A 24,240-nucleotide genomic window follows, 5' to 3' on the forward strand; every position below is an offset into this window, starting at 1 on the left:
GTCGGGGTTTTTACTTTATGGAGCTTAGTTATTGGGAATATAAGACTTGGTTATCAAACATTGACTTTACAGTTGTTGGTAGCGGTATTGTTGGGCTTTGTTGTGCCATCAACTTAAAAGCCCGTTTCCCAAAATCTAAAATATTGGTGCTTGAAAAAGGGATATTACCGCAGGGTGCTAGCACAAAAAATGCTGGATTTGCCTGTTTTGGCAGCATATCAGAAATCATTTCAGATTTAGAAAAACATACTGAGGAAGAAGTTGTTGAATTGGTTCAAAAGCGGTTTTCTGGTATAAGCAGGCTTAGAAAATTGCTTGGTGACGAAACGATTGATTTACAGATTTTGGGAGGTCATGAAGTTTTCCATGAGAATGACTCTATGCTGTATGAAAAATGCCTGAAATCATTGGATAAAATAAACGAGATGTTGCATCCGATTTTTGGAGAAGCCCCGTTTTTCAAATCGCCCAATCAATTTGGTTTTAAAAAGATTAAATCAAATTATATTACCCATCGTTTTGAAGGCCAGCTTAATACTGGCAAAATGATGTTGTCACTTCTTGACAAAGCCAATAGGGAAGGCATATATGTGCTGAATAATGTTTCCGTGACATCCTTTCAAGAAAAGGGAGAATCGGTTGAGGTTTTAACCGAAAAATTTCAAATTGAGACCAACAAATTATTGATTGCGACCAATGGATTTGCATCACAGTTTTTTGAAGAAGATGTGAAGCCAGCTCGAGCGCAGGTACTGGTGACCAAGCCGATTGAAGATTTACAGCTAAAGGGCACATTTCATTTTGACGAGGGCTATTACTATTTCAGAAATATAGACAATCGTGTGCTTTTTGGTGGTGGCAGAAATCTGGACTATTCGGCAGAAGAAACCACCCAATTTGGTCAAACCGATTTGGTTCAGAATGAGCTTGAACGATTACTAAAAGAGATGATTTTACCGGATAAACAATTTGAGATTGACCGTCGATGGAGCGGCATCATGGGAGTCGGTCCGCAGAAAAAACCCATTGTTAAGCAGATATCGGCTAATGTTTTTTGTGGGATTCGATTAGGAGGAATGGGTGTTGCCATTGGAAGTCTAGTAGGCGATGAATTGGCTAGCTTACTAAACTAAAGCCTGATTTATTGTTCATACCCTAAATTGGTTTCTCTTCTCAATGTATGATGGTTTAAAAATTGTATTATCCAATAAGGCTAAAAGCACAAAGAGCTTATCTTAATACCTTAAAGAGATAAGACCTAGTCGAAACAATTCTGAATCTAATGACCATTTTAAAAAAACCAACCTTATTCCTTTTAGCTTACATATTAGGATTCATACTAATCTCGTGTGGCTCTGAAAAAAAGGCATTCAAAAAGAAAGACGTCAAATCTGCCCAGAAAATAGCGGGTCTCGAATTTTCAAAAAAAAGGATTGACACCTTATTTGATTATTTGGAAAGAAATAGAAAGGGTTACGATTCTTTGCGTAAATATGACATTGAACACGAAGTTTTTCCTGCGCTTTTGTTTGATCCAAAGCCTCATGATTTTCAAATTCCTAAATCTAAAGACACACTTTTATACTGGGAGATACCAGAACATGTTTATCTACCCAAAAACTTAAATGAATTGGCCTATTATACCATACCAAAATTGGCTTCTCTCGTTAAATACAAGAAAATTTCATGTGTTGAGCTAACTACCTTCTTTTTGGATAGGTTGAAAAAATACAGTCCAAAATTAGAATGTACCATTACCCTCACCGAAGAGCTCGCAATGAATCAGGCTAAAACATTAGATGCAGAACTTGCGGCGGGTAACTATCGAGGGATTCTTCATGGCATTCCTTACGGGGTAAAAGATTTAATGGCAGTTCCTGGTTATCCGACAACCTGGGGTTCAGAACCTTATAAAACCCAAGTAATCAATGAAACTGCTACTGTAGTAGAACGTTTGAATAAAGCTGGGGGCGTTTTGGTGGCAAAATTGGTATCTGGTGCACTTGCACGTGGGGATGTTTGGTTTGGAGGAAAAACCAAAAATCCCTGGAATACATCTAAAGGAGCTAGTGGTTCATCGGCAGGTTCTGGCAGTGCCACTTCTGCAGGTCTGGTTCCATTTGCACTAGGAACTGAAACATTAGGATCAATTACTTCACCTAGCTCAAGAAATGGAATAACCGGACTTAGACCAACTTATGGCCGTGTGAGTAGACACGGTGTTATGAGTTTGTCATGGTCAATGGACAAAGTGGGTCCAATGTGTAGAAATGCAGAGGACTGTGCCATTGTTTTTAGCATCATACAAGGAAAGGATTTTAAGGACAAAACCACAACCTCTATTCCGTTTTCCTATAATCCGAGCACTGATATTAAAACCCTCAAAGTAGCGTATTTAAAAGGTGATATCGACAAGGATTCAACCAAGGGCAAGGAGAATTTACTCAAGGCATTAACTACCTTCAAAGAAATGGGAATTGAACCGATACCGGTTGAATTACCTACAGATGTCCCATACCAGGGATTCGACATCATATTGCGGGCGGAAGCTGGTGCCTTTTTTGACGATTTGGTTAGATCAAATCAGGTTGATATGATGGTTGAACAGCACAAAAGGTCTCGCTCCAATTCGTTGCGCCAATCACGATTTATACCTGCTGTTGAGTACTTACAAGCGAATCGGCACAGGCAATTACTAATTGAAAAAATGCATCATATTATGAAGGATTATGATGTGTTAATTTCACCATCTTTTGGCAACAGACAGTTGGTAATTACAAACCTAACTGGGCATCCTGTAATAGCAATACCAACAGGCCTCGATGATGAAAAAATACCAACAAGCTTGACTTTAGTTGGCAATCTTTATGACGAAGGAAAAATTTTAGTATTGGCAAAACGCTTTCAAGAAGTCACTGATTTTGATGAGCTACATCCAGAGGGGTATGACTAAACAAAAGACCTAAAGTTGATTTTAAACTTTTCTTCCATCCAATAAATTGATAATCCTTGAACCGTATGCGGCATTTTTTTCAGAATGGGTGACTTGAATGATCGTGACACCATCTTCCTGATTTAGTTTTTTGAATAGTTCCATAATTTCAACACTTTGTTGAGAATTAAGATTACCGGTTGGTTCATCGGCCAAAATCAATTTCGGTTTGCCTATTAAAGCACGTGCTACCCCAACCAACTGTTGTTGGCCACCACTAAGTTGTGCAGGGAATAAATCCTTTTTACCAACGATATTGAAGCGGTCGAGCATATCGGCTACCATTGCCTTGCGTTCAGTGCCTTTGTATTTTTTATATAACAATGGCATTTCTAAGTTTTCATATACGGTGAGGTCGTCAAGCAGGTGATATGATTGAAAAACAAAACCGATGTACTCTTTGTAGAGATTTGAGCGGTATTTTTCTTTTAGGGTATGTACCGATTCATTCAGAAAATGATACTCGCCCTCATCAAACTGGTCCAACATTCCAATTACATTGAGCAATGTGGATTTACCTGATCCTGAAGGTCCCATCACAGAAATGAACTCTCCTTCTTCCACAGAAAGATTGATGTCCTTTAACAGAAAGATTCGTTGCCCTCCAGAATTGACCCACTTAAATATATTTTTTAGTTCTAATAGCATGATTTTTTTATTCGGTTCGTAAACTCTTTATCGGATTAACTGATGCAGCCTTAAAGCTTTGAAAGCAAATTGTTATAAAGGAGATTCCTATTGTTCCTAAGCCCACCAAAAGAAAAACCCACCATTTTATTTCGGTCCGATAGGCGTAATCTTGCAACCAATTATTCATTGCATAAAACGCAATCGGAACGGCAATTATAATGGCCACCAACACTAATTTTAAAAAGTCTTTTGCCACCAAATTCATGATTCCAATTATTGAAGACCCTAAAACTTTTCGTATGCCGATTTCCTTGGTTCGTTGTACGACGTTATAAGATACCAGTCCAAAAAGTCCCATTGCGGCAATAAAAAGGGCTAGCATAGTAAAAATACTGAAGACATTACCCAAACGATTTTCTTTATCATACATCTGTGCGTAAGAATCTTCCATAAATCGGGCCTCATAATTGACCATGGGAACGATTGATTTCATGGTTTCTTCAATAAAATTTTTGGTATTCGCAAAATCTTCAGTGTCCACTTTAAGAATTATGTGCCCAAAATTTCTAAGTTGGGGTATATTTCGCATTGCCATAAATAAGGGCTCAATGGTAAGGTCAAATGTCTGCAAGTGAAAATTTTTGACAACACCGATAACAGTTCCATCCCTAAATTTTTTCCCTACTGCCGATGTCCAACCGGTCTTTTTAAAGGCTGCTTCATTGAGAATGTAAGTAGCTGAAGAGTCTGTCGGAAATTCTTTGGAAAAAGCCCTTCCTTCAAGGATTTCCATTTCGAATAAGTCAATAAAATTATGATCGACATAACATCGGTAGATGTACATTTCATCCTCACCACTATTTCCATCCCATTCGTTAACAATACCTTGACTGGTAATGTTCATGGGTAGTTGAGTGCTGATTGAAACTTTATTGATATTGGGATGATTGAGCAATTCATTCTTTAATACATCTTCTTTTTCTGCGATTTCACTTTCAAAATAGGGCACATGAACTACCTGTTCTTTTGAATATCCTAATTTTTTATTTTGAATGTAAGATAGTTGTTGGTGTATAATAATACTCCCGATGGCCAATGCAATCGCAACAACAAACTGACCAACTACGAGCGTGTTTCTTAAAAAGTTTCCTTCTTTATGGTTTCGTATGAAATTACCTTTTAATGCTCGAACCGGCGAAAGTGACGAAAGGAAAAATGCAGGATACAGACCCGAAAGAACCCCAATTAATAGGGCAATAAGAATCATTAAGGGCAAAATCCACCAACTGCCCACAAAATCAAAAGGTATAGCTTGGTCTAGTAGCCCATTAAATGATGGTAAAAATAGAAAGGCGAGAATGCTTGCAATGGCACCACCACAAAGGGAAAGTAAAAAGGATTCTGACAAGAATTGCATGATTAAGTTTCCTTTTTTGGCACCTAGAACTTTCGAAACGCCTACTTCTTTGGCGCGTTTCGCTGATTTTGCAGTTGCTAAATTGATGTAGTTTATTGAAGCCAAAACCAGTATTATTAGAGCAATTGACCCAAAAAGATATAAGTATCTTATATCTCCAGAACGCCCTATTTCCATATTGATATTTGACTTAAGATGAATGTCTTTTAGGGGTTGTAAAAAATATTCTGGATAGAAATTGAAACCCAATTCTTCATAAGCAGGCTTGGCTACAGCGTTATATCGTTGCATTTTTTCTTCCAATGCCTTAAAATCGCTGTCTTTATAAAGGGCCAAATAGGCGTGATAGTTATTACTTACCCAATTATCAATATCGTTCGGATAATACCCTCGAATTTTATAAGAGACTAAATAGCTGTATTGTAAATGCTGGTAAACTGGGGGATCAGGGATTATGCCTGCAACAGTAATTTTTCTGTCTCTTGCGTAAAAAATTGACTTTCCAATGGGAGAATCCGAACCAAATAACTTCTTTGATAAAGACTCCGTAAGAACAATGGTATTGATGTCTTCGAATATTTCTTTAATGTTGCCTTGCAGTAAGGGGACACTAAACACCTCGAAAAAACTGGAATCCGTTGACAATCCCTGTTCTGGATAGGATTCATTACCATTGATTAATAGGGTAAAGTCTTGGTTCAAATTCGCTACTGCTTCGACTTCAGGGTAATCGTTCACCAAAGCTTTAGATAGCGGTAGTGGGGCCAAGGCGAACTCATTTGTTCCACGATATTCATTACCAATTTGACGTTGGGCAACCCTATAGATTCTGTCTGCTTTTTGATGATGTCGATCAAAACTAACCTCGTATTGAATAAAAAGCGCAATCAAGATATAACAGGTCATTCCAATGCTCAGACCAGCTAAGTTGATCAAAGTATATTTCTTGTTTTTTATAAGATTTCTCCAAGCGAGTTTGATATGGTTCTTTAACATGACGATATACTTTTTAATTGATTAACTCTTCATAATAAATTATTGTACCAAAAAAGCAACGTACTAATAATCAATTACTTAAAAATTCAATATTTAAAAGAGTGTCAATTATTTTTACAAAGGCTGTACAAAATATTGACAAAAAATGGATTAGTAATCTATTCTGTCCTCAGACTTTTGACCGGATTGGCCAAAGCCGATTGTATGGTTCTGGTACTGATGGTCAAAATTGCAATAGCCAATGATAAAGCACCGGCAATTGCAAAAAAGTGCCAGCTTAAGTCGACCCTATTTGCATAGTTCTGAAGCCAATCGTTTGCAAACCACCAAGCAATTGGCGCTGCAATTACAAAAGCAATAAGGACCAATTTTAAAAAGTCTTTTGTTAGGAGGTAGGTAACTGATACCACACTTGCTCCAATCACTTTTCGAATACCTATTTCCTTTGTGCGTTGGTTGGTTATCAACATTGCCATTGCGAACAGTCCTACGCAACTTAAAAGTATGGCAATAACAGAACCAGTGGTTATTAATGCAGCCATCGTTTTTTCCCTTCTAAAGGTTCTATCTACGTTTTCATCGAGAAACGAACCTAAAAATTCTGCGTTTGGTTCGATTTTTTTAAAGGTGTTTTCAATTAAAGAAAAAGAACTTGCCATATTGGAAGAAGCAACCTTAATGTAAGCATAGGTAAGTCCTTGATCACGGTCCAATAAAAGGGTAAGGGGAGCGATATCTTTCGAAATATCTTGAAAATTATAATCTTTGAGCACACCGATTACGGCAAAATCAAGACTATCGCTTGCAGGTATTCTAGCTAACAATGGATTGCCTTCACCGAGCTCCTTGGCCATACTTTCGTTTATGATTACAGCTTGGGTATCCGTTTCTCTATTGATATCAAAACTTCTACCTTCTTTAAGTTTAAGTCCTAAGGTTTTTATGTAATCGTAGTCTACCACCAATACGTTGGTACGAACACTCTTATCCTTATAATCAAAACCCCAAACGCTGGTTGACAAACCACCATCTTTTCCTCTACCTAAGTTGTTATCGGCTGCAGAAACAGCTAAAATATTTGGATTTCCGGCTAGCTCTTCACGTAACAATTTTACAAGGTCGTAACTATTTTTCTTTCCATTTAATGGAATTGAAATCACTTGTTCCTTATTGTAGCCAAGGTCTTTATTCCGCATAAAATCTATTTGGCCATTTAGTACAAATGTGCTGCTGATCAGTAGTATTGCAATACCAAATTGAAGCACAATTAAAGCATCACGCAGATGGTTTTTTCCTGAGGAATCCAGTTTTCCCTTTAAAGATTGAATGGTTGTCAGTTTACTTAGAAGTAGTGCAGGATATCCGCCAACAAGCAACGATATGAGCAATAGGAATAGAAGTGCAGATATAAGCAATGATGGGGAAAGTAGCACATCAAATGTGGCACTACTTCTGAATAAAGATTGAAAACTATCTTTCAACAGTAGACTTAAAAGTATACCGAGGGCAAAGGAAATAATAAATACGATTAAGCTTTCACCCCAAAATTGAAAGAAGAGTTGCTTTTTTTCTGCCCCTAATGTTTTTCGCATACCTATCTCCCTAAGTCTTTGAGAACTTTTTGCTATGCTCATGTTCACAAAATTGACACATGCAATAAAGAGAATGAGAATGGCCACTCCAAGAACTAAATATATATTTGCCCTACTTACTTCAACAATACCCTTGTCATAGCTAACAAATCGCATTTCTGTAATAGGTAAGAGGCCTAACTGCAGAAAGTCCCCATTTTGGTTGGGAAGAGCGCCATCTCGTTTTAAGCTTTCAATTGCGCCCTCATAGTGAAGGTTGGTAAAACTGCGACTATTTGCTTCGAAAATTTGTGGGGAAACCTGGTCTTCCAATTGCACAAAAACCTGATGATATTGAGCATTCCATAGTTCTTTTGTTTGTTCATATTCAGGATTTTTTTCAAAGTGTAGCGCAATATCAAAATTAATGGAGCTCTGTTCCGGTTCGTCTTCAGAAACTGCTTTAACTGTAAAAGGCTCTTTCTGCCCATTAATTAAAACGGTGATTGTTTTTCCTATTGGTGATTCCTCGCCAAACAATTTGTTGGCTGTTCTTTTGGTTAGGACAACTGAAGAGATATCAGCCAAAGTACTTGATTTATCACCTTCGAGAATGGGGAAACTGAACATCTCAAAAAAGTCCGGGTCAACGTAGATTGCATCTAAACCCAATTCTTTTTCCCCGTAAATGGTAACGGCCTCTTCTTCTAAGAACCGAGTTATTTTATCAATACCAGCAACTTCAGAATTCAATGCCTCAGCGAAAGGAGTAGGTTGACTAGTGCCCACTTCGGTACCTTTGGGGGTTTGCCAAGTAATGTTTACCTGATATAGCTGCGCTTTATTTTCATGAAAATTGTCATATGAAAGCTCATGCAATGAATCCATGGTTAATAAGGTAGCAACGCCAAAAGCTACAGATAGCCCAAGAACACCGATAATGGTAAAAAGTCTATTTTTCCAAAGGTTCCTTAGCGCTACTTTTATATAGTTTTTAAACATGATTTTGAATTTGATTGATGATGAATTATTCGGTTCTTAAACTTTTTACAGGATTAGACCTTGCAGCCTTAATTGCTTGATAGCTTACGGTTATAAAAGCAATTGCAAGGGCCAAAAGACCAGCAAGGGCAAAGACCCACCAAGAGAGTTCGATTCTATAGGCAAAATCTTGAAGCCATTGGTTCATGGTATACCACGAAATGGGTATTGCTATAAAAAGTGAAATTGCGACCAATTTGAGAAAGTCTTTCGATAATAATGTGGTAATACCTCTTACCGAGGCCCCAAGTACTTTTCGTACGCCGATTTCCTTTATTCTGTTCTGAGCCATGTAACTGGCCAAACCAAACAGACCTAGACAAGAAATTAGAATGGTCAATAGGGTAAATAAGCTCGCTAGTTTTTGAAAGCGTTTTTCGCTGATAAAATTTCTGGCGTAAACTTGGTCAACAAACTCATAATTGAATGGATAGTTCGGGTTATGTTCTTGAAAAACCGACTCAATTGCAGCTAAATTATCGGCAAGGTTCCTGTCGGGATTCAATTTCATATGGATGGTACCCAGCCACCATTTAGCCCCTTGTATAATCACTGGCTCAATTTTTTGAAAAGGCGAATTGAAAACGAAGTCTTCTACAACCCCAATGATTTTCCAGTCAGTATTATTGTCTTTAATCGTTTTACCAAGTGGTTCTTCAAAACCCATGAGGGCCACTGCTGTTTCGTTTAAGATAACAGCAGTAGAATCAGTTGGATATTTTTTTAGATCAAAGTCCCTGCCGACTTTAAGTTTAAGCCCCAAAGTATTTACCAGACCCTCATCAGTACTCATACGATGGACGAGGGTTTTATTATCCATATCCTTTCCAGGCCACTCAATTCCCCATGAATTGCTCCAACTTTCCGTCACCCTACCTCCGGTTCTTGAGATGGATTTGATTATTCCACTTTGTAATAATTCAGACTTTATCGTTTCATAGCTTTGTTCAATTTCGCCTTCAATGTTTACCGCAATTAATAAGTCTTTTTCATAACCCAGTTTTCGATTTTGAACGTTGTTGATTTGTTGACCGATAATTATAGTAGCCGTTATTAAAATTATAGCGACCGAAAACTGAACTACTACTAAGACTTTTCGAGGGGTTACCAATGTATTGGTTTTGTTGAAAGTGCCTTTTAGCACAGAAGATGGTTTAAATGCGGAGAGAAATAAAGCAGGATAACTTCCTGCCAAAATTCCGGTAATCAATATCACTCCTAAAATGTAGAGGTACAAAACAGGATTACCCCAATCCATATTGATTTCTGTATTGATCATTTCTGAAAAAGAAGGTAGCACCAAAACCACGATACCAAGAGCTACAATCGCCGCAATGAATGAAAGCAGTATAGACTCTCCTAAGAACTGCAAGATGAGGGCCTTTTTTCTGGCTCCAACAACCTTGCGAATACCAACTTCTTTTGCTCTTTTTTCACTGCGTGCCGTGCTTAAATTCATAAAATTGATACAGGCGATAACCAGTACTATAATAGCAATGACCGTAAATAGCCTAATGATATCAATAAGCCCACCTTCTTCTACCCCGTTATTGAACTCGCCATACAAATGGGATCTGGTAAACGGATATAAGTAGGTGACCATGTCCGGTGATTCTTTGTCATAGGTCTTTCGTAGACTTGCAACCTTTTTGGAGAAGGCTTCATAGTCAGTTCCTTCTTTTAGGAGAACAAATGTGCCCACGCTATTGTTACCCCAGAATTCATCGTCCCAACCTCTTTGTTTTACAAAAGACCAAGGGATGATATATTCAAAATTAAATTCTGAATTTGCCGGAAGGTCCTTTAGTATGCCAGATATTTTAAATGAATCCCTATTGTCCATTTTTACCACTTGGCCCACAGCAGGTGCATCACCGAACATTTTCTTGGCAAATGACTGGGTAACCACCAGACTATTTACATCTTCTAAAACCGTCTCAACATTCCCCTCGACCAATGGGAAACTGAAAATTTTTAGAAAACTGGGATCTGCAATTGTACCAGTACCTTTGATGTTCTTCTCGCCATGACTAAAAAGAAAATTATAATTGTAAAAGTATCGCGAAACCTCTTCAATCTCTGGGTAGTCTTTTTTTAGTGTTGGCGCCATCACCTTTGGGGTCGAATTCCATGTCCAAATTTCACCATCTACTGGGTACTTATTATAGACCTGATAAATGCGATCTTTCTTTTCGTGAAATTGATTAAATCCAACTTCAAAATTCACCCAAAGTAAAATGAGGGCAGTAGCGGCTAAACCAATAGATAAGCCAAAAATATTTAGCAGCGAAAAGCTCTTGTTTCTGAGTAAATTTCGCCACGCTATTTTCAGATAATTTTTGAACATTATGGTAGTTTTTGATTGATGAATTATTCGGTTCGTAAACTCTTTACAGGATTTGCCAATGCGGATTTTATGGCTTGAATGCTGAGAGTAAATGATGTAATAAAAAAGGCGATTAGACCAGCCAAAGCAAACATCCACCATTTGATTGAAATACTGTAGGCAAAAGTGCCCAACCATGAGTTCATGACATACAATGCAATGGGGAAAGCGATAAGTGCGGCAATGCCCACTAAAATGATATAGTCCTTCGATAATAGAACGACAATTTTAGCAACCCCTGCACCCAAAACTTTTCGAATACCGATTTCTTTTACTTTTCGTTTGGCCAAAAAGGAAATCAATCCGAACATACCAAGGCACGAGATAAAAATGGTCAATATGGCCGTGATGTTGACCGATTGCAAAATACCTTCAATCAGCTGATATTGGGCACTGACCTTGTCATTCAATCGCGATTGTTCATATGCTCTCCGAGAAGAAATACCATTGAACGCAGCGGTGATTATTCCTTCAACTTGTTTTTCTTGACCTTTGACCACCTTTACACTTAAAAATCGGTGGGTATCCAAACGACTAGGGTCACGATAGATATGCACCAAGGGTTCAACAGCATTCTGTAGATCCTGATAATGGAAATTTTCAACAACACCTACAATTGGATTTCCATCTGAACCGGAATTTTTGAACTTTAGGCGCTTTCCTTCAATACTCTTCCATCCAAAAGCTTTCATAGCGGCCTGGTTTAGAATTACTGGATACTCATCAGGATTATCAATAGTTCTATCAAAGTTTCTACCCATTATTACAGGCACCTCCAAAGTCTCGAAATAGCCATCGTCTGCATACGAGCGCCTAATTCGTACGTCGGTATCGGTTTCTGGGTCGTAATAGGTGGTGTAGTTAAAATAGTAATCAGATGGTACGGCTTCACTTGTAGCAACGCTTTCTACGTACGAATTGGCTTCCAATTCATTTAATAAAGCATTGAATTTTGATTTTGCCGCATCCAAATCTTTGTAATCCAAATCAATGCTCCCCACCAATACATTTTCTCTTTCAAAGCCTAAATCGGCATTCTTCATAAATCCGATTTGTTGATTTAGAATAACGGCAATACAGATAAAAAGAATGGCTATGGTAAACTGTAATATGATAAAAGAATTGCGCAGTAGAAAGTTACTTTTGATTTGCTGGATTTTTCCTTTTATTCCCAGGGAAACAGGAACTTTGATGAATCGTAAAGTTGGAAAGATACCTACCATCAAAGTGGCCAAAATGCCAACAATTACAACACCTATAACCACAGGAAAGTCTTTGATAACGTCAAATGAAATACGACCGAACTCAGGGCCAAAGGTGTCATTAAGACGTGGTAAGTTGACCAAGAGAAATAGTACAATTGAAATAAGGATTGACACGAAGACCAATATGCCATTTTCAATACAGAATTGAACCACTACACTCTTTTTGCTACCTCCAAGAACCTTACGGACAGCGATGTCTTTTGTTCGACGCAACATGGTAGATGTATTCAAATTAAGAAGATTGACCAAAATAATGAGAAGGACAAAAAAAGAAGCAGCAATAGACCCGCCAATAATGGTGTCAACTACGGGTATGATATCGGTGCGCATTTTTATAAAAGGCATCACCTTCATTTGAGCAATCATTGAAGGGTCACTATAATTCTGTTTTACTAACTGGGTTACATTTTGTGCAAGTGCCTCAATGTCTGTATCTGGACGAAGCCTGAAGAAGGCCGGTGAGAAACTATTCCCCCAATTGGTTTGTCGTGTAAATGTTGGGTTGTTTTCCAGCAATGTATTCGGCAATACAACACCCAATCGAAAAGAAGAATAGGGGCTCATTGGCTCGAATACTCCTGTAATTTTTAGGTTTAAAGTGTCGGCCCCAATCAAGGTTTTGCCAACCGGGTTTTTATCGCCGAATAACTGCTCACTTACTTTGTGGGTCAAAATGATGGAATACTTGTCTCTTAATGCAGTTTCTTTATTGCCGTATTTCAGGGGTAGGTCAAAAACCTCAAAGAATTCTGGGTCTGCATAATCGGTTCTGTGTTGAAATTCATCGTTTTCGTTTTCTAGCCAAATATTGCCCCAACTGTGTAAATGAGTGCCCGCAATAACTTCAGGAGATGAACTGACCAACTCATCCAATAAGGGATAGGCAACTTCCCTATATTCAGTTCCCTCATTCGACTGAGTTTTTAAATAGACTATTTGCTCTTGATTAGGAATATGTTCATTGGCCGTATAGTAGGCGTAGACCGAAAACATTAAGGTCAGAACACTTGATACCCCAATACTTAATCCAATGAGGTTGAGCAATGAAAGGGTTTTGTTCTTCCAAAGATTTCGAAGTGAGATTTTGATATGGTTCTTAAACATGACTGCTCGTTAGTTGATTGACGATTTAATTCAAATCGATCACTGTGCCAAATATTCAAAAGGCTGTAAATCAGAATAATAATTATATTCTGATTACTTCTAGTGTAAAAAAGTTTGACAGCCTGTGCATAATTTATTTACACAGGCCATATCAAAACTTGTTATTCTGTGCGAAGACTTTTTACAGGATTTTGCTTAGCGGCCCTAATTGCCTGAAAACTGACGGTTAGCACCGTGATTCCAAAAGCACCGAGCATGGCAATTGCGAAAATCCACCACTTCAGGATTACGCGATAAGGGTACTCTTGTAACCAACCATTCATGACATAATAGGCGATAGGCACGGCAATGAAACAAGAGATAACTACAAGTTTCAAAAAGTCTTTGGATAACATATTCCAAACATTGAAAACAGTGGCGCCTAAGACCTTTCGTACACCTATCTCTTTAGTTCGTTGTTCAGCAACAAACGAGGTAAGACCAAATAGGCCTAAACAACTAATTAGAATGGCAAGGGCCGTAAATATTCCGGCAAGACTCCCGACCCGCTCTTCTGCAGCAAATTTTTCACCGTATTCCTCATCCACAAAATCATACTCAAACGGTATATCTGGAAAATTCTCTTTGAATACTCGTTCAACAATTGCAATGTTTTGACTCGCACTTTGATTGGGGTTCAACCGCAAAGTGTAATAGCTGAAATTATCGTAGCGATCGTATACATAAAAAGCTTGTTTCACCGGTTCATAAGGAGATTGAGCTATCACGTCTTCTATAACACCAATAATTTTCATTGTGGGTGCGGGATCTTCTTCATCGGTATCTCTAATGAGCATCCCAACAGGGTTTTGAACACCCATATATTTCTTTGCCGACTCGTTGATTAAAATACCCACAGAGTCTGTAGCAAATTCCCTTGAAAAATCGCGTCCTTCAAGAATCTTTAGCCCAATGGTCTTGGCGTAGTCCACTGAAACTTCGGTCCAAGCCAAATCTTCTTGAAAGCCCTCTGGTTTTCCTTCCCATGTAAATCCACTTCTATTTGACCAGATTCTTGTAGTGGGACTGCTGGAGGTGGCCATTTCTACGACGGCACCTGAATTTTTGAACTCGTTGCGCATCAGTTCGGTTTTGCCTTCAAAATCTTGGGCGAAAGTCGGAATCTGAATCAAGCCTTCTTTGTCATAACCCACTGGGCGGTTTTTAGCATGGTTGATTTGCTGCATTACGATAAAGGTGCCAATGATAAAAGCAACAGATACCGTAAACTGGACCACCACCAATATTTTTCGTGGTAAGCCTGCATATTTACCTGATTTGAAGGTTCCTTTTAAGACATCAACCGGCTTAAAAGATGAAAGGTAAAGTGCAGGATAACTGCCCGCCAATAGTGCAGTGAAGAGAATAAAAGCTAATGAAATCATCCAAAAAGTTCCGCTGTTCCATGGAAAGGTGATTTCTTTTCTTGCTAGATCATTAAACCCATTTAACGACAGAAGTACAATAGCAATACCTATCAAGTATGCAAAAAGGACCACCAAAAATGATTCGCTTAAAAACTGATTGATCAACTGTCCTTTTTGAGAACCTATGGATTTTCGAATACCTACCTCTTTGGCTCGTTTTTCAGATCTTGCAGTGCTGAGGTTCATAAAATTTATGCATGCCAAAATCAATACAAAAGCCCCAATAATACCGAAAAGCCAAACGTATTTTATACGCCCTCCCGATTGTACACCTTGATCAAAATTACTTTTCAGGTACCAGTCTTCCATTGGCAAAAGAAATATGCGAGGATTAAATTCTACAACCTCTTCATCAGAATTCTTCTTGATATCGATTATGGCATTGGTAACACTTTCGAAACTGGTATTCCCCGCAATTTGAACGAACATTTGAAATGAGTTGTTTTGCCAATTATCCAAAGAATTTTGTATCCATTCTTGATTTGATACATAATGCTCCCATGGCATGATAAAATCAGTATCGTTAAACGAGTTGCTGTACGGTATGTCTTTATAGACGGCGGTTACCATCATATCATACTGGTTGCTGATTTTTAAGACTTTACCTATGGGATTCTCAACACCAAAAAAAGCATCGGCCATTGATTCCGAAATCATAATCGAGTTGATTTCGTCCAGACCGTTTTTAACTCCCTTAATGATTTCCAGGCCCAGAAGTTCAGGGCCATTGGGTTGCATATAATTTCCAGTTCTCGAAATACTATTTTCCTTGTACTTGACATAACTTGATTGCGTCCAAGAACACATTACGATATGTTCAAAATTGTCTCCATAGTTTTCACGCAGTGCAGGCTCAAGAGGTAAGGGAATTGCTGGTCCCGTGCCCACGTTCCCATTAAAGGTTTGTGATTGAAATACTTGGGCGATTTTATCCTTGTTTTTGAAATAGCTATTGTAGGTGAGCTCATCGTGCATCCAAAGGCCGATAATAAGTGTTACCGCCATTCCGAGGGCTAAGCCTCCAATATTAATAAGGGAGTAGCCTTTATTTTTCAAAAGGTTTCTCCAGGCGATTTTCAAATAGTTTTTAAACATGATGTGATTTTTTGATTGATGGTCTACTTAAAAATTTCTTTTCCTGCCTCAATATCCGTTATTAGGTTATCGATATAGGACAAAAACATTTTGTCCGTTGTAGCTTTCTTAGCTGATTGGCAATATGCCAAAGCCTTAGTTTTGTCACCCATATAGAAATGTCCGCTTACCATTCCTAAATGAGCGTAAAAATCATCAGGATTTTGATTATAGTTCAAGGTGAATATTTTAAAGGCCTCATTATGTAGATCCATTTGATTTAAACGAAGTCCGTAAGTCGCCAAATCCTGAGAGTTGCCCATGGGAATGGCCTTCTGCATTATAGAATCTGCCTCTTTACTTCTGTTCAGTTTTTGTAGTAGTCCTGCATAGGTAGACAGTGTTTTGAAGTTTGATTCTCCAAAATAAGTGTTTATGGAACGGTCCGCCCAGCTTAAGGCCTCTTCCAAATTGATATTATTCGTTAAGCAATAATCTGCGGCCATTTGTAGGTTTTGCCAATAGCGATAAAAAATGCCAGAATCGGCTTCGTTTCTAAAAGCATCTACTAGTGTTTTTTGCAAATTAACGCTGACCGTGAATGGAACTTGAATTTGCTCCCACTGCATGGAAATAACAGCACTATTTTCTGTTTGATTCACAAATTCATATTTGAGTCGCTCTACACTTTCCTCCACCTTAACCACTGGAACTTCAACACGGAGCGCATCATTTTCTTCTTTGTAATAAAAACTTCCCCAAGCATTGTTGAATTTAGAAAAGACCAGCGTGGCCTTTTCTTCCCCCATAGCAATGAAGAAGGCATATTTTCCCTTTTGTAATATTTTGTCTTGAATCAAGACATCCGTGGAAAATTCAATTGTAGTATTCTCATTGGCTCCTGCTCGCCATGGTGCAGCCTTGCTTGTTCCGTAACCAAGGTCGGCAAAGCCGTAGTGTACCAATTTCCCCCAAATCTGTCCTTCACGCCCTTTCACCCCAGGCCTTGAGTAGTTGATTTTTACTTCCGTTATTCCGATATATTCAGAAACAGAAGCCTTCTTATTTCCATCAGGCGGGAAGGTAATTTGACCTTTCATACCAATAGAACAAACCATAAAAAGAAGCGTGACTATAAATTTGTTTTTCATTTTGTACTCTTTTTAAGGCCATTTTTTTAAAACATGGCCTAGTTTATTTTTTGAATGGTTGCTTCCCCTATTACGATTCCTTTTTTAAGCTCAGGGGATCCTTGATAAGCAATAGTTGCCTCACCAAAAGCTGTAACCTTAAGTCTATCTTTTACGTGCAGCCGGTAACTGCCTTCTCCATAGGCTGTAATCTTTGCACTATTCGTAGTTACCTCAAGGGTGTTGACCTTGGTCTCCCCATAGGCTGTTATTTTCTGATTTTCAATTGTTCCTGCTTTAAGTTCAAGATAGCTCTCACCATAGATTGTCGTGGCCATATTTCCCAATCGTACCTCATTAAAAAATACTTCGGATTCTCCGTAGAGCTTTAATCGAAATTCAGCTTGTTCAAGAGCACTTGTTATTGTAAATCTTTCTTCTCCACGCAAGGAAAGCTCTTCAAGTTGTTTGTAAGTAACGGTAGCCGTGATAACGGTTCCCTTATAAATGGGCACCTTATAATCATAATTATCATCTTTAACATTCTCATTATCGGTATAAGTTTTTGCCCCATCAAGATATATTCTTAAGGTTGATCCAACCACTTCTATGTTTAGCTTATCCAAAGGTTCCGTAGTAGAGTGAATTTCAATTGTTTCAGAATCGCCCTCTTCAAAAGTCACCGCAATATGTGGACTCACAATTACCTTCTCAAAATGTTCAACGGTAAAGTTTTTTACTTGAGCCAAAAGGCTTGAGGAAAATAGTGCGAAACAAGCAAGTACTAGTTTCGCACTATAATGATGGTTGATTGATGATTTCATGATTATTTGTTTTTTGATTGACCCTTCGACTTTTGGTCAGGGCAGGTGAATAAACTGCTTTATACCATTGCTCCAACAGCCCTGTTTTGGCTTTCGGTTACAATTTGACCGTCAAATAAATTAATGACCCTATGTGCATAATGTGAGTCCCTGTCAGAGTGTGTCACCATTACAATTGTCGTACCTTCTTGGTTTAATTCGGTCAAGAGGTTCATGACCTCGATGCCATTTTTAGAATCCAAATTACCTGTTGGCTCATCCGCAAGAATGAGTTTGGGGTTTGTCACAACAGCCCTTGAGATGGCGACCCTTTGCTGCTGACCACCTGAAAGTTGTTGCGGGAAATGCTTTTCCCTATGGGCAATTTTCATTCGTTCTAAAACGGTTTTTACTTTTTCACGTCTTTCGGATTTACTCATCTTTAGATAAATCAATGGCAATTCCACATTTTCAAAAACGGTTAGTTCATCAATCAAATTAAAGCTTTGGAATACAAATCCGAGGTTTCCTTTGCGCAATTGCGTACGTTGACTTTCTTTAAGGCCCGCAACTTCATGACCCGCAAAATTGTAGCTTCCTTCCGAGGGGTTGTCCAACATTCCGATTATGTTCAATAAAGTGGATTTGCCGCAGCCAGAAGGCCCCATTACTGCAACAAACTCACCTTCTTCTACACTTAGGTTGACCCCGTTTAAGGCCAAAGTTTCTACTTCTTCCGTTCTAAAACTCTTTTTTAAATTCTGGATCGTTATCATTTTTGATTGATTTTTATTTTAATACAATTCTTTCTGCTTCTCCGAAGCTATCATAATTACTGGTTATTACTCGTTCGCCGGGTTCAAGCCCCTCAAGAACCTCAAAGTATCTTGTGTTTTGTTTGCCAACCCTAATATTTCGTTTGATGGCTTCATTACCGCTAGGATCTACAACAAATACCCATTGACCACCGGTACTTTGAAAGAACCCTCCTTTTGGTAGTAGTAAAGCATCGTTGGATGCCCCTAATTGCAATCTAATGTTATAACTCTGACCCGCACGGATTGTCTCTGGCTTATCATCAGTAAATACGAGGTCAACATTGAATCGTCCATTACGAACCTCTGGATATACTTTTCGCAAGCGCAATTCAAATTCGTTTCCATTGCGTTCCAAACTGGCAGAAAGATCACGCTTTACGCGATCGATATAATGTTCGTCAATGGCAGCTTCTATTTTAAAGTCTGTAAGCACATTAATCTGCCCTATTCGCTGACCTTGACTAATGTTCTGACCAATTTCCGCATCTAAAAATCCAAGCTGCCCATCTGCAGGGGCACGAACATTTAAATGGTCCAAACGTTCGTAAACCATACCCAATGTTTTCTTCATACGCTGTAAATCAGTATCTAATCCGGCCAATGAGGTTTTACGAAGCTCATCATCTTGCTCCGTTTGCAGTTTCACGATTTCGTATTGCTTTTTTGCCAATTCGTAATTTTCCTTTGAAGTAAGGTAGACTTCTTTAGAAATAAGCTCGTCAGCATAAAGGGCTTCATTCTGCTCAAAGTTTCTTTTGAGGCGCTGCAAATCGGTTCCGGTAGTTGCCAATGAACGACGGCCTTCGACTTGTCGTGCATCAAACGTAAGTCGAGTTGAACGTAGATCATTTTGTTTTAAAGCCAAGTTGCTTTCACTTGCCAAAATCTGTTCGTAGAGGTTCATATTTTCCAACTTCAAGATGATATCACCTTTTTTTACCATCGCTCCCTCTTCAATTAATTTTTCAGACACCCGTCCTCCTTCATAGGCATCCATATAAATTGTAGCAATCGGGGCTACATTGCCGTTTATGGTAATGTAGTCATCGAATTTTCCATTGGTTACTTCAGAAATCGAAAGCCGCTCTTTTTCGGTCCTAAATGTAGACTTGGTATTGCCAAAAGCCAATTTCCATCCTACAAAAAGGAGTAGCGCTCCAATAGCGATGTACCCATAGTGTTTTGGGCGAAGTCCTTTTTTCTTTTCCAGTTTTATATCCATGATTAATTGATATTAAATATTGGTAGTCCTTTGTAAAAATCCAAAGTACTGTTGTTAACACGCAATCGCAGTTGCGCCTGTAAATTTTGATTTTGAGCAGTAGCATATAGTGTTTTGGCCTGACCAAGCTCAATGGCATTTATCATTCCTTTTTCATAGCGTTTTTGTGCTATGGAAAAAGCCAATCGTTGGGACTCCGATGTTTTGGAAGTTTGCTCGGTTTCCGCGATTAGTGCATCGTGCTCTTGTACCAACTGCTGTATTATTTGATACAATTCTTGCTCCGTTACCTTAGCCGTGTTTTTTGCTCGCTCAAGGGCTATTTTTTGTTGTTTCACCCGTGATCTGTTCGCCCATCCGTTGAAGATTGGAACATTCAATGAGGCCCCAATATATTCGAATCTGTTTTCTTCAAATTGGTCCCTGAAAGGTACTGTAACACCCAAGGTATCTGTGATTGTTTCGAAGTATCCCGTACCAATTCCCCCTTGAAGCGTGAGTGAAGGATAAAGACTGCCACGGGTTGCTGCCAATTGTTTTTTGGCGGCTTTTACCCGGTAATTTTGGGCTTTTATTGAAGGCATGAATCCCTTGGCTTTTGTGAAAATCGAATCTGAAACAGTTATTCCAACTTCGTCGGAATTTGGGGTATCGTCTATTTGAGGTGCGATGGTAATGTCGCTTTCGCCTTCGATGTTCATTGCTTGTACTAAAGTCAATTTAGCGGCTTTATAACGGTTTTCATTTTGGGTCAAGGTTAATTTATCAGTAAATAACAATGATTCAGCTTCATAAAGATCTGCGCCGGCCATTACGCCTAATTCCACTTGTTTTTTGACCAAATCGTAATTGGTTTGGGAGATTTCTACTTGTTCTTTCGAAATGCTAATTAAACCTTCAATGAATTGAATATCATAATACGCAGACATGACACGAAAAGCCAACAAATATTTTTGTTGTAAATGCTCCTCTTTGGTCGCTTTGTACAAAAACTTTGAAGCCTTTAAGGTGTTGATTTTTTGAAAACCTTGAAATAGGTCAAACGCACCATCTATGGAGTAGTTATTTGAGAAAATATCTGTATTTACAATGCTGTTATCTTCAGGATTAATCTGACGACCATACCTCACAAAATAATTGGCAAACCCACTAACTGTAGGAAGTAAATCGCGAATGGATTGTTTATAGGTTTCCTTGTTAGAATCTACATTGTATCCGAAATCATTCAATTGTAGATTGTGCTCTATGGCGTGTGCGATGCACTCGTCTAAAGTCCAAACTTTTTGGGCTGTGCCCATCGCACAAACCAAGAGCGTACAAATTAAAAAAAGCAGTTTATTGTTCATTTTTTGATTGCTATGCCAAAGGTATTGCGATTCCTGTGCCATTATTTTAATACGCTGAAAATCAGCAATTAAAAAAATAGAAGGTATATCTTCTTGTAATCATTTGTAAAATATTTATACAAGATGTGTCAAAAAAATTGACAATTTAATTTTACTTTAGATAAGAGGCAGCCATTAAACCAAGGCTTTACTGGGGTGTGCTTTTTGGTATGGATTTTGACTCGCAAAAAACAACTACCTACCTTAAAAGACTAGAAAATGCTTGATGCAAAAATTTTAGTGGTTGATGATAATAAAAGTGTGCTTAGTGCGCTGGAAATTCTTTTACAATTCGAGTACAAAAGTGTTCAGACCTTATTTAATCCAAATCAAATATCATCTTTTCCAAAAATTGATGAGATTGATATCGTTCTATTGGACATGAATTTTTCTGCTGGGGTCAATACCGGAAATGAAGGGTTATTTTGGCTCAAAGAGATAAAGAAAAAATCACCTAATACATCGGTTATAATGATGACGGCCTATGGTGCGGTTGATCTGGCCGTAAAGGCTTTGAAAGAAGGTGCATCTGATTTTATTTTAAAACCTTGGAATAATGAACGCTTATTGACCACTGTCAAGTCAGCTTACGAACTTCGAAAATCGAAGAATGAAATTCACCAGCTTAAGAAAAAAGAAAGCCACTTAAAACAGGTAATTAATGAAGGCAAGAACAATATCATTGGGAAATCTCAAGCATTAACCGCTGTTTTGAATCTTGTTAAAAAGGTTGCCAAGACCGATGTGAATGTATTGATTACAGGAGAAAATGGTACCGGTAAGGAGTTAATTGCCCGTGAGGTTCACCGCCTCTCTGCAAGAAATAATGAAGTCTTTATCGGAGTCGATATGGGTTCTATCGCAGAAAACCTATTTGAAAGTGAGTTGTTTGGGCATATCAAAGGTTCATTTACTGATGCAAAAGAAGATAGGGCCGGTAAGTTTGAGGCTGCGCATCAAGGATCTTTGTTTTTGGATGAAATCGGCAACTTGACGTTACAGGCACAGGCCAAATTATTATCAGCGATACAGAATAAATCCGTTGTTAGAGTTGGTTCCAATAAGCCAATAAAGGTAGACATTCGCCTGATCTGTGCTACGAATTGCAATTTGGAACAAATGGTTGCCGATGGTCTTTTTCGAGAAGATTTATTGTATCGAATAAATACCATACATATTGAAGTACCGCCTTTGAGGGAACGAGAAGGAGATATCATGGTCCTAGCTGATTTTTTCCTAAAGCGATTTTCAACCAAATACGATAAACCTGGGCTTAAAATGAACACCATGGCTCTCGAGAAATTATCGGCATATCCATGGCCAGGAAATATTAGGGAGCTTTTACATACCATGGAAAGGGCTGTTATTCTTTCTGAAGGAAATGTTCTCAAGCCTTCGGATTTCTTATTACATTCAAGAGCTACTGGCACGACAGAAGATGGACCCCGAACATTGGATGAAATGGAATATCAAATGATTACTAAGGCTTTGGAACAGCATGATGGTAATTATAGTGCGGCTGCTGAACAATTAGGGGTTACTCGACAAACCCTATACAATAAAATGAAAAGGTTTAAAGTCTAATGGCGAGTAGAAATTTTTACATTCAACTGATAGTACGAGTAATTCTATTGACCTTAACGGCTATAGGGTTAGCGTTCTTGATCACCAATACATCTTACATCGGTATTGGGTTTTTACTACTACTGCTAATTGGTCAGGTCGTTGCCCTAATTCGATTCATCAATAGTACCAACCGTAAAATTGCCTATTTCTTTGACGCCATAAAAAACGAAGATTTCACTCTTAGATTTCCTGAAAGGGTAACCATTAAATCTTTCAAAGAATTAAATCAAAGTTTGAATAGGGTTAATGGCCTAATTCAAGAGGTACACCTTCAGCTTCAAATACGTGAAAACTATTATCAGGAAATCTTGAAACAAGCCAATATCGGAATCATGACCTTTAATGATAAAGGGCATATTCTTTTTTCTAATCCAACACTTGAGCGTCTTCTTAATTATAGCCCTCTTAACCATATAAAGCAATTGAATCAAATAGATAAAGGGCTTTATGAAATTTTCAAACCTTTTGAACCATTTGAGCGGAAATTGTTTCAATTAACCAATGAACGTGAGCAAAAACAACTTGCCCTGAAATGTACCCCCATGACCATGGACAAGAAACCTTTGTTACTGGCCGTGGCACAAGACATTCATCACGAATTGGATGAAAAAGAAACTGATTCATGGGTAAAGTTGATACGGGTATTGACCCATGAAATCATGAATACCATTACACCAATAACCTCAATTTCAGATTCCATTTTGAAGCATTTTAAATCGGTGGAATCAGAGTCTTCACAGACGGTTGAAATTGAAAAGATGACAAGTTCCATTCGAGGTTTGAAAGTGATTCGGGATCAAGGAACAGATCTGATGGAGTTTGTACAATCGTATCGAAGCTTTTTAAATGTTCCCAAACCGGACAAGACCTTAATTGCCGCCCATAAATTATTTGAGAAAGCCCGTGTGCTTACCTCAAAAGAAGCGGACCCCACAACTAAAATAAACTGGTCAATTAAACCAAACGGGCTAGATTTATTTGTAGATGAAAAACAGATTACCCAGGTTCTAATTAATTTGGTGAAGAATGCTGCCCACAGTTTAGAAGGAATGGAAAACGGGGACATTCATGTACTTGCTTCCATTGATGGGAATAACAGAAAATATATTGAAGTTAAGGACAATGGCCCTGGAATACCTGAAGAGTTGATTGACGAAATTTTTGTGCCATTCTTTACTACCAAGGACAAAGGAACAGGTATTGGTTTAAGTTTATCAAAACAAATAATGCAACGGCATGGTGGGAGTTTGAAACTGCATTCCATTCCCAACAAAGAGACGGTCTTCACATTATTGTTCCAATAGTTTTCTGGCA

At 38.3% G+C, this 24,240-nt stretch carries 15 protein-coding genes; 4 read left to right on the forward strand and 11 right to left on the reverse strand.

Going from position 1 to position 24,240, the window contains the following annotated elements; genetic code table 11:
* Positions 1–17: 17 nt before the first annotated feature.
* On the forward strand, positions 18–1,133 hold the full coding sequence (locus HCU67_RS05100; RefSeq protein WP_168551493.1) for an NAD(P)/FAD-dependent oxidoreductase: 1,116 nt from the start codon (positions 18–20) through the stop codon (positions 1,131–1,133).
* A 149-nt stretch (positions 1,134–1,282) separates the two neighbouring features.
* Positions 1,283–2,953, forward strand: a complete 1,671-nt coding sequence (locus tag HCU67_RS05105; RefSeq protein ID WP_168551494.1) for an amidase — start codon at positions 1,283–1,285, stop codon at positions 2,951–2,953.
* A gap of 21 nt (positions 2,954–2,974) precedes the next feature.
* Here HCU67_RS05105 and HCU67_RS05110 read toward each other — a convergent pair whose 3' ends face one another.
* The 11 genes from HCU67_RS05110 to HCU67_RS05160 all read right to left on the reverse strand — a co-directional run bounded on the left by HCU67_RS05110 (position 2,975) and on the right by HCU67_RS05160 (position 21,303).
* Positions 2,975–3,640, reverse strand: a complete 666-nt coding sequence (locus HCU67_RS05110; RefSeq protein ID WP_168551495.1) for an ABC transporter ATP-binding protein — start codon at positions 3,638–3,640, stop codon at positions 2,975–2,977.
* A 7-nt stretch (positions 3,641–3,647) separates the two neighbouring features.
* The gene (locus HCU67_RS05115; RefSeq protein WP_168551496.1) at positions 3,648–6,035 is read right to left on the reverse strand and encodes an ABC transporter permease; all 2,388 of its coding nucleotides are present in this window, start codon (positions 6,033–6,035) and stop codon (positions 3,648–3,650) included.
* Positions 6,036–6,193: 158 nt separating this feature from the next.
* Positions 6,194–8,608 carry an ABC transporter permease gene (locus HCU67_RS05120; RefSeq protein ID WP_168551497.1) on the reverse strand — a complete coding sequence of 805 codons (2,415 nt, stop codon included), beginning with the start codon at positions 8,606–8,608 and terminating at the stop codon, positions 6,194–6,196.
* Positions 8,609–8,633: 25 nt separating this feature from the next.
* Positions 8,634–10,994, reverse strand: a complete 2,361-nt coding sequence (locus HCU67_RS05125) for an ABC transporter permease (RefSeq protein ID WP_168551498.1) — start codon at positions 10,992–10,994, stop codon at positions 8,634–8,636.
* 23 nt (positions 10,995–11,017) lie between these two features.
* Positions 11,018–13,402, reverse strand: a complete 2,385-nt coding sequence (locus tag HCU67_RS05130) for an ABC transporter permease (RefSeq protein ID WP_168551499.1) — start codon at positions 13,400–13,402, stop codon at positions 11,018–11,020.
* A 161-nt stretch (positions 13,403–13,563) separates the two neighbouring features.
* Positions 13,564–15,963, reverse strand: coding sequence for an ABC transporter permease (locus HCU67_RS05135; RefSeq protein ID WP_168551500.1), 2,400 nt, complete (start codon positions 15,961–15,963; stop codon positions 13,564–13,566).
* A 23-nt stretch (positions 15,964–15,986) separates the two neighbouring features.
* The gene (locus HCU67_RS05140; RefSeq protein WP_168551501.1) at positions 15,987–17,093 is read right to left on the reverse strand and encodes a DUF2911 domain-containing protein; all 1,107 of its coding nucleotides are present in this window, start codon (positions 17,091–17,093) and stop codon (positions 15,987–15,989) included.
* Positions 17,094–17,131: 38 nt separating this feature from the next.
* Positions 17,132–17,896 carry a head GIN domain-containing protein gene (locus HCU67_RS05145; protein WP_168551502.1) on the reverse strand — a complete coding sequence of 255 codons (765 nt, stop codon included), beginning with the start codon at positions 17,894–17,896 and terminating at the stop codon, positions 17,132–17,134.
* Between the two features lie 59 nt (positions 17,897–17,955).
* Complete coding sequence (locus tag HCU67_RS05150) at positions 17,956–18,651, reverse strand: ABC transporter ATP-binding protein (protein ID WP_168551503.1); 696 nt, start codon at positions 18,649–18,651, stop codon at positions 17,956–17,958.
* Positions 18,652–18,664: 13 nt separating this feature from the next.
* Positions 18,665–19,915 carry an efflux RND transporter periplasmic adaptor subunit gene (locus HCU67_RS05155; protein ID WP_168551504.1) on the reverse strand — a complete coding sequence of 417 codons (1,251 nt, stop codon included), beginning with the start codon at positions 19,913–19,915 and terminating at the stop codon, positions 18,665–18,667.
* Positions 19,916–19,917: 2 nt separating this feature from the next.
* Entirely contained in the window at positions 19,918–21,303 is a 1,386-nt protein-coding gene (locus tag HCU67_RS05160; protein WP_246865701.1) for a TolC family protein, read from the reverse strand.
* A 216-nt stretch (positions 21,304–21,519) separates the two neighbouring features.
* Here HCU67_RS05160 and HCU67_RS05165 point away from each other — a divergent pair, with 216 nt between their 5' ends.
* Together HCU67_RS05165 and HCU67_RS05170 are read left to right on the forward strand one after the other, a co-directional pair.
* The gene (locus HCU67_RS05165; RefSeq protein ID WP_168551506.1) at positions 21,520–22,884 is read left to right on the forward strand and encodes a sigma-54-dependent transcriptional regulator; all 1,365 of its coding nucleotides are present in this window, start codon (positions 21,520–21,522) and stop codon (positions 22,882–22,884) included.
* Positions 22,884–24,230: a sensor histidine kinase gene (locus HCU67_RS05170; protein WP_168551507.1), complete on the forward strand. Its 1,347-nt coding sequence runs from the start codon at positions 22,884–22,886 to the stop codon at positions 24,228–24,230. The genes HCU67_RS05165 and HCU67_RS05170 overlap by 1 nt, the downstream gene beginning before the upstream one ends.
* The last annotated feature ends 10 nt before the right edge of the window (positions 24,231–24,240 follow it).

Source organism: Croceivirga thetidis (assembly GCF_012272815.1).
Lineage (GTDB): Bacteria > Bacteroidota > Bacteroidia > Flavobacteriales > Flavobacteriaceae > Croceivirga > Croceivirga thetidis.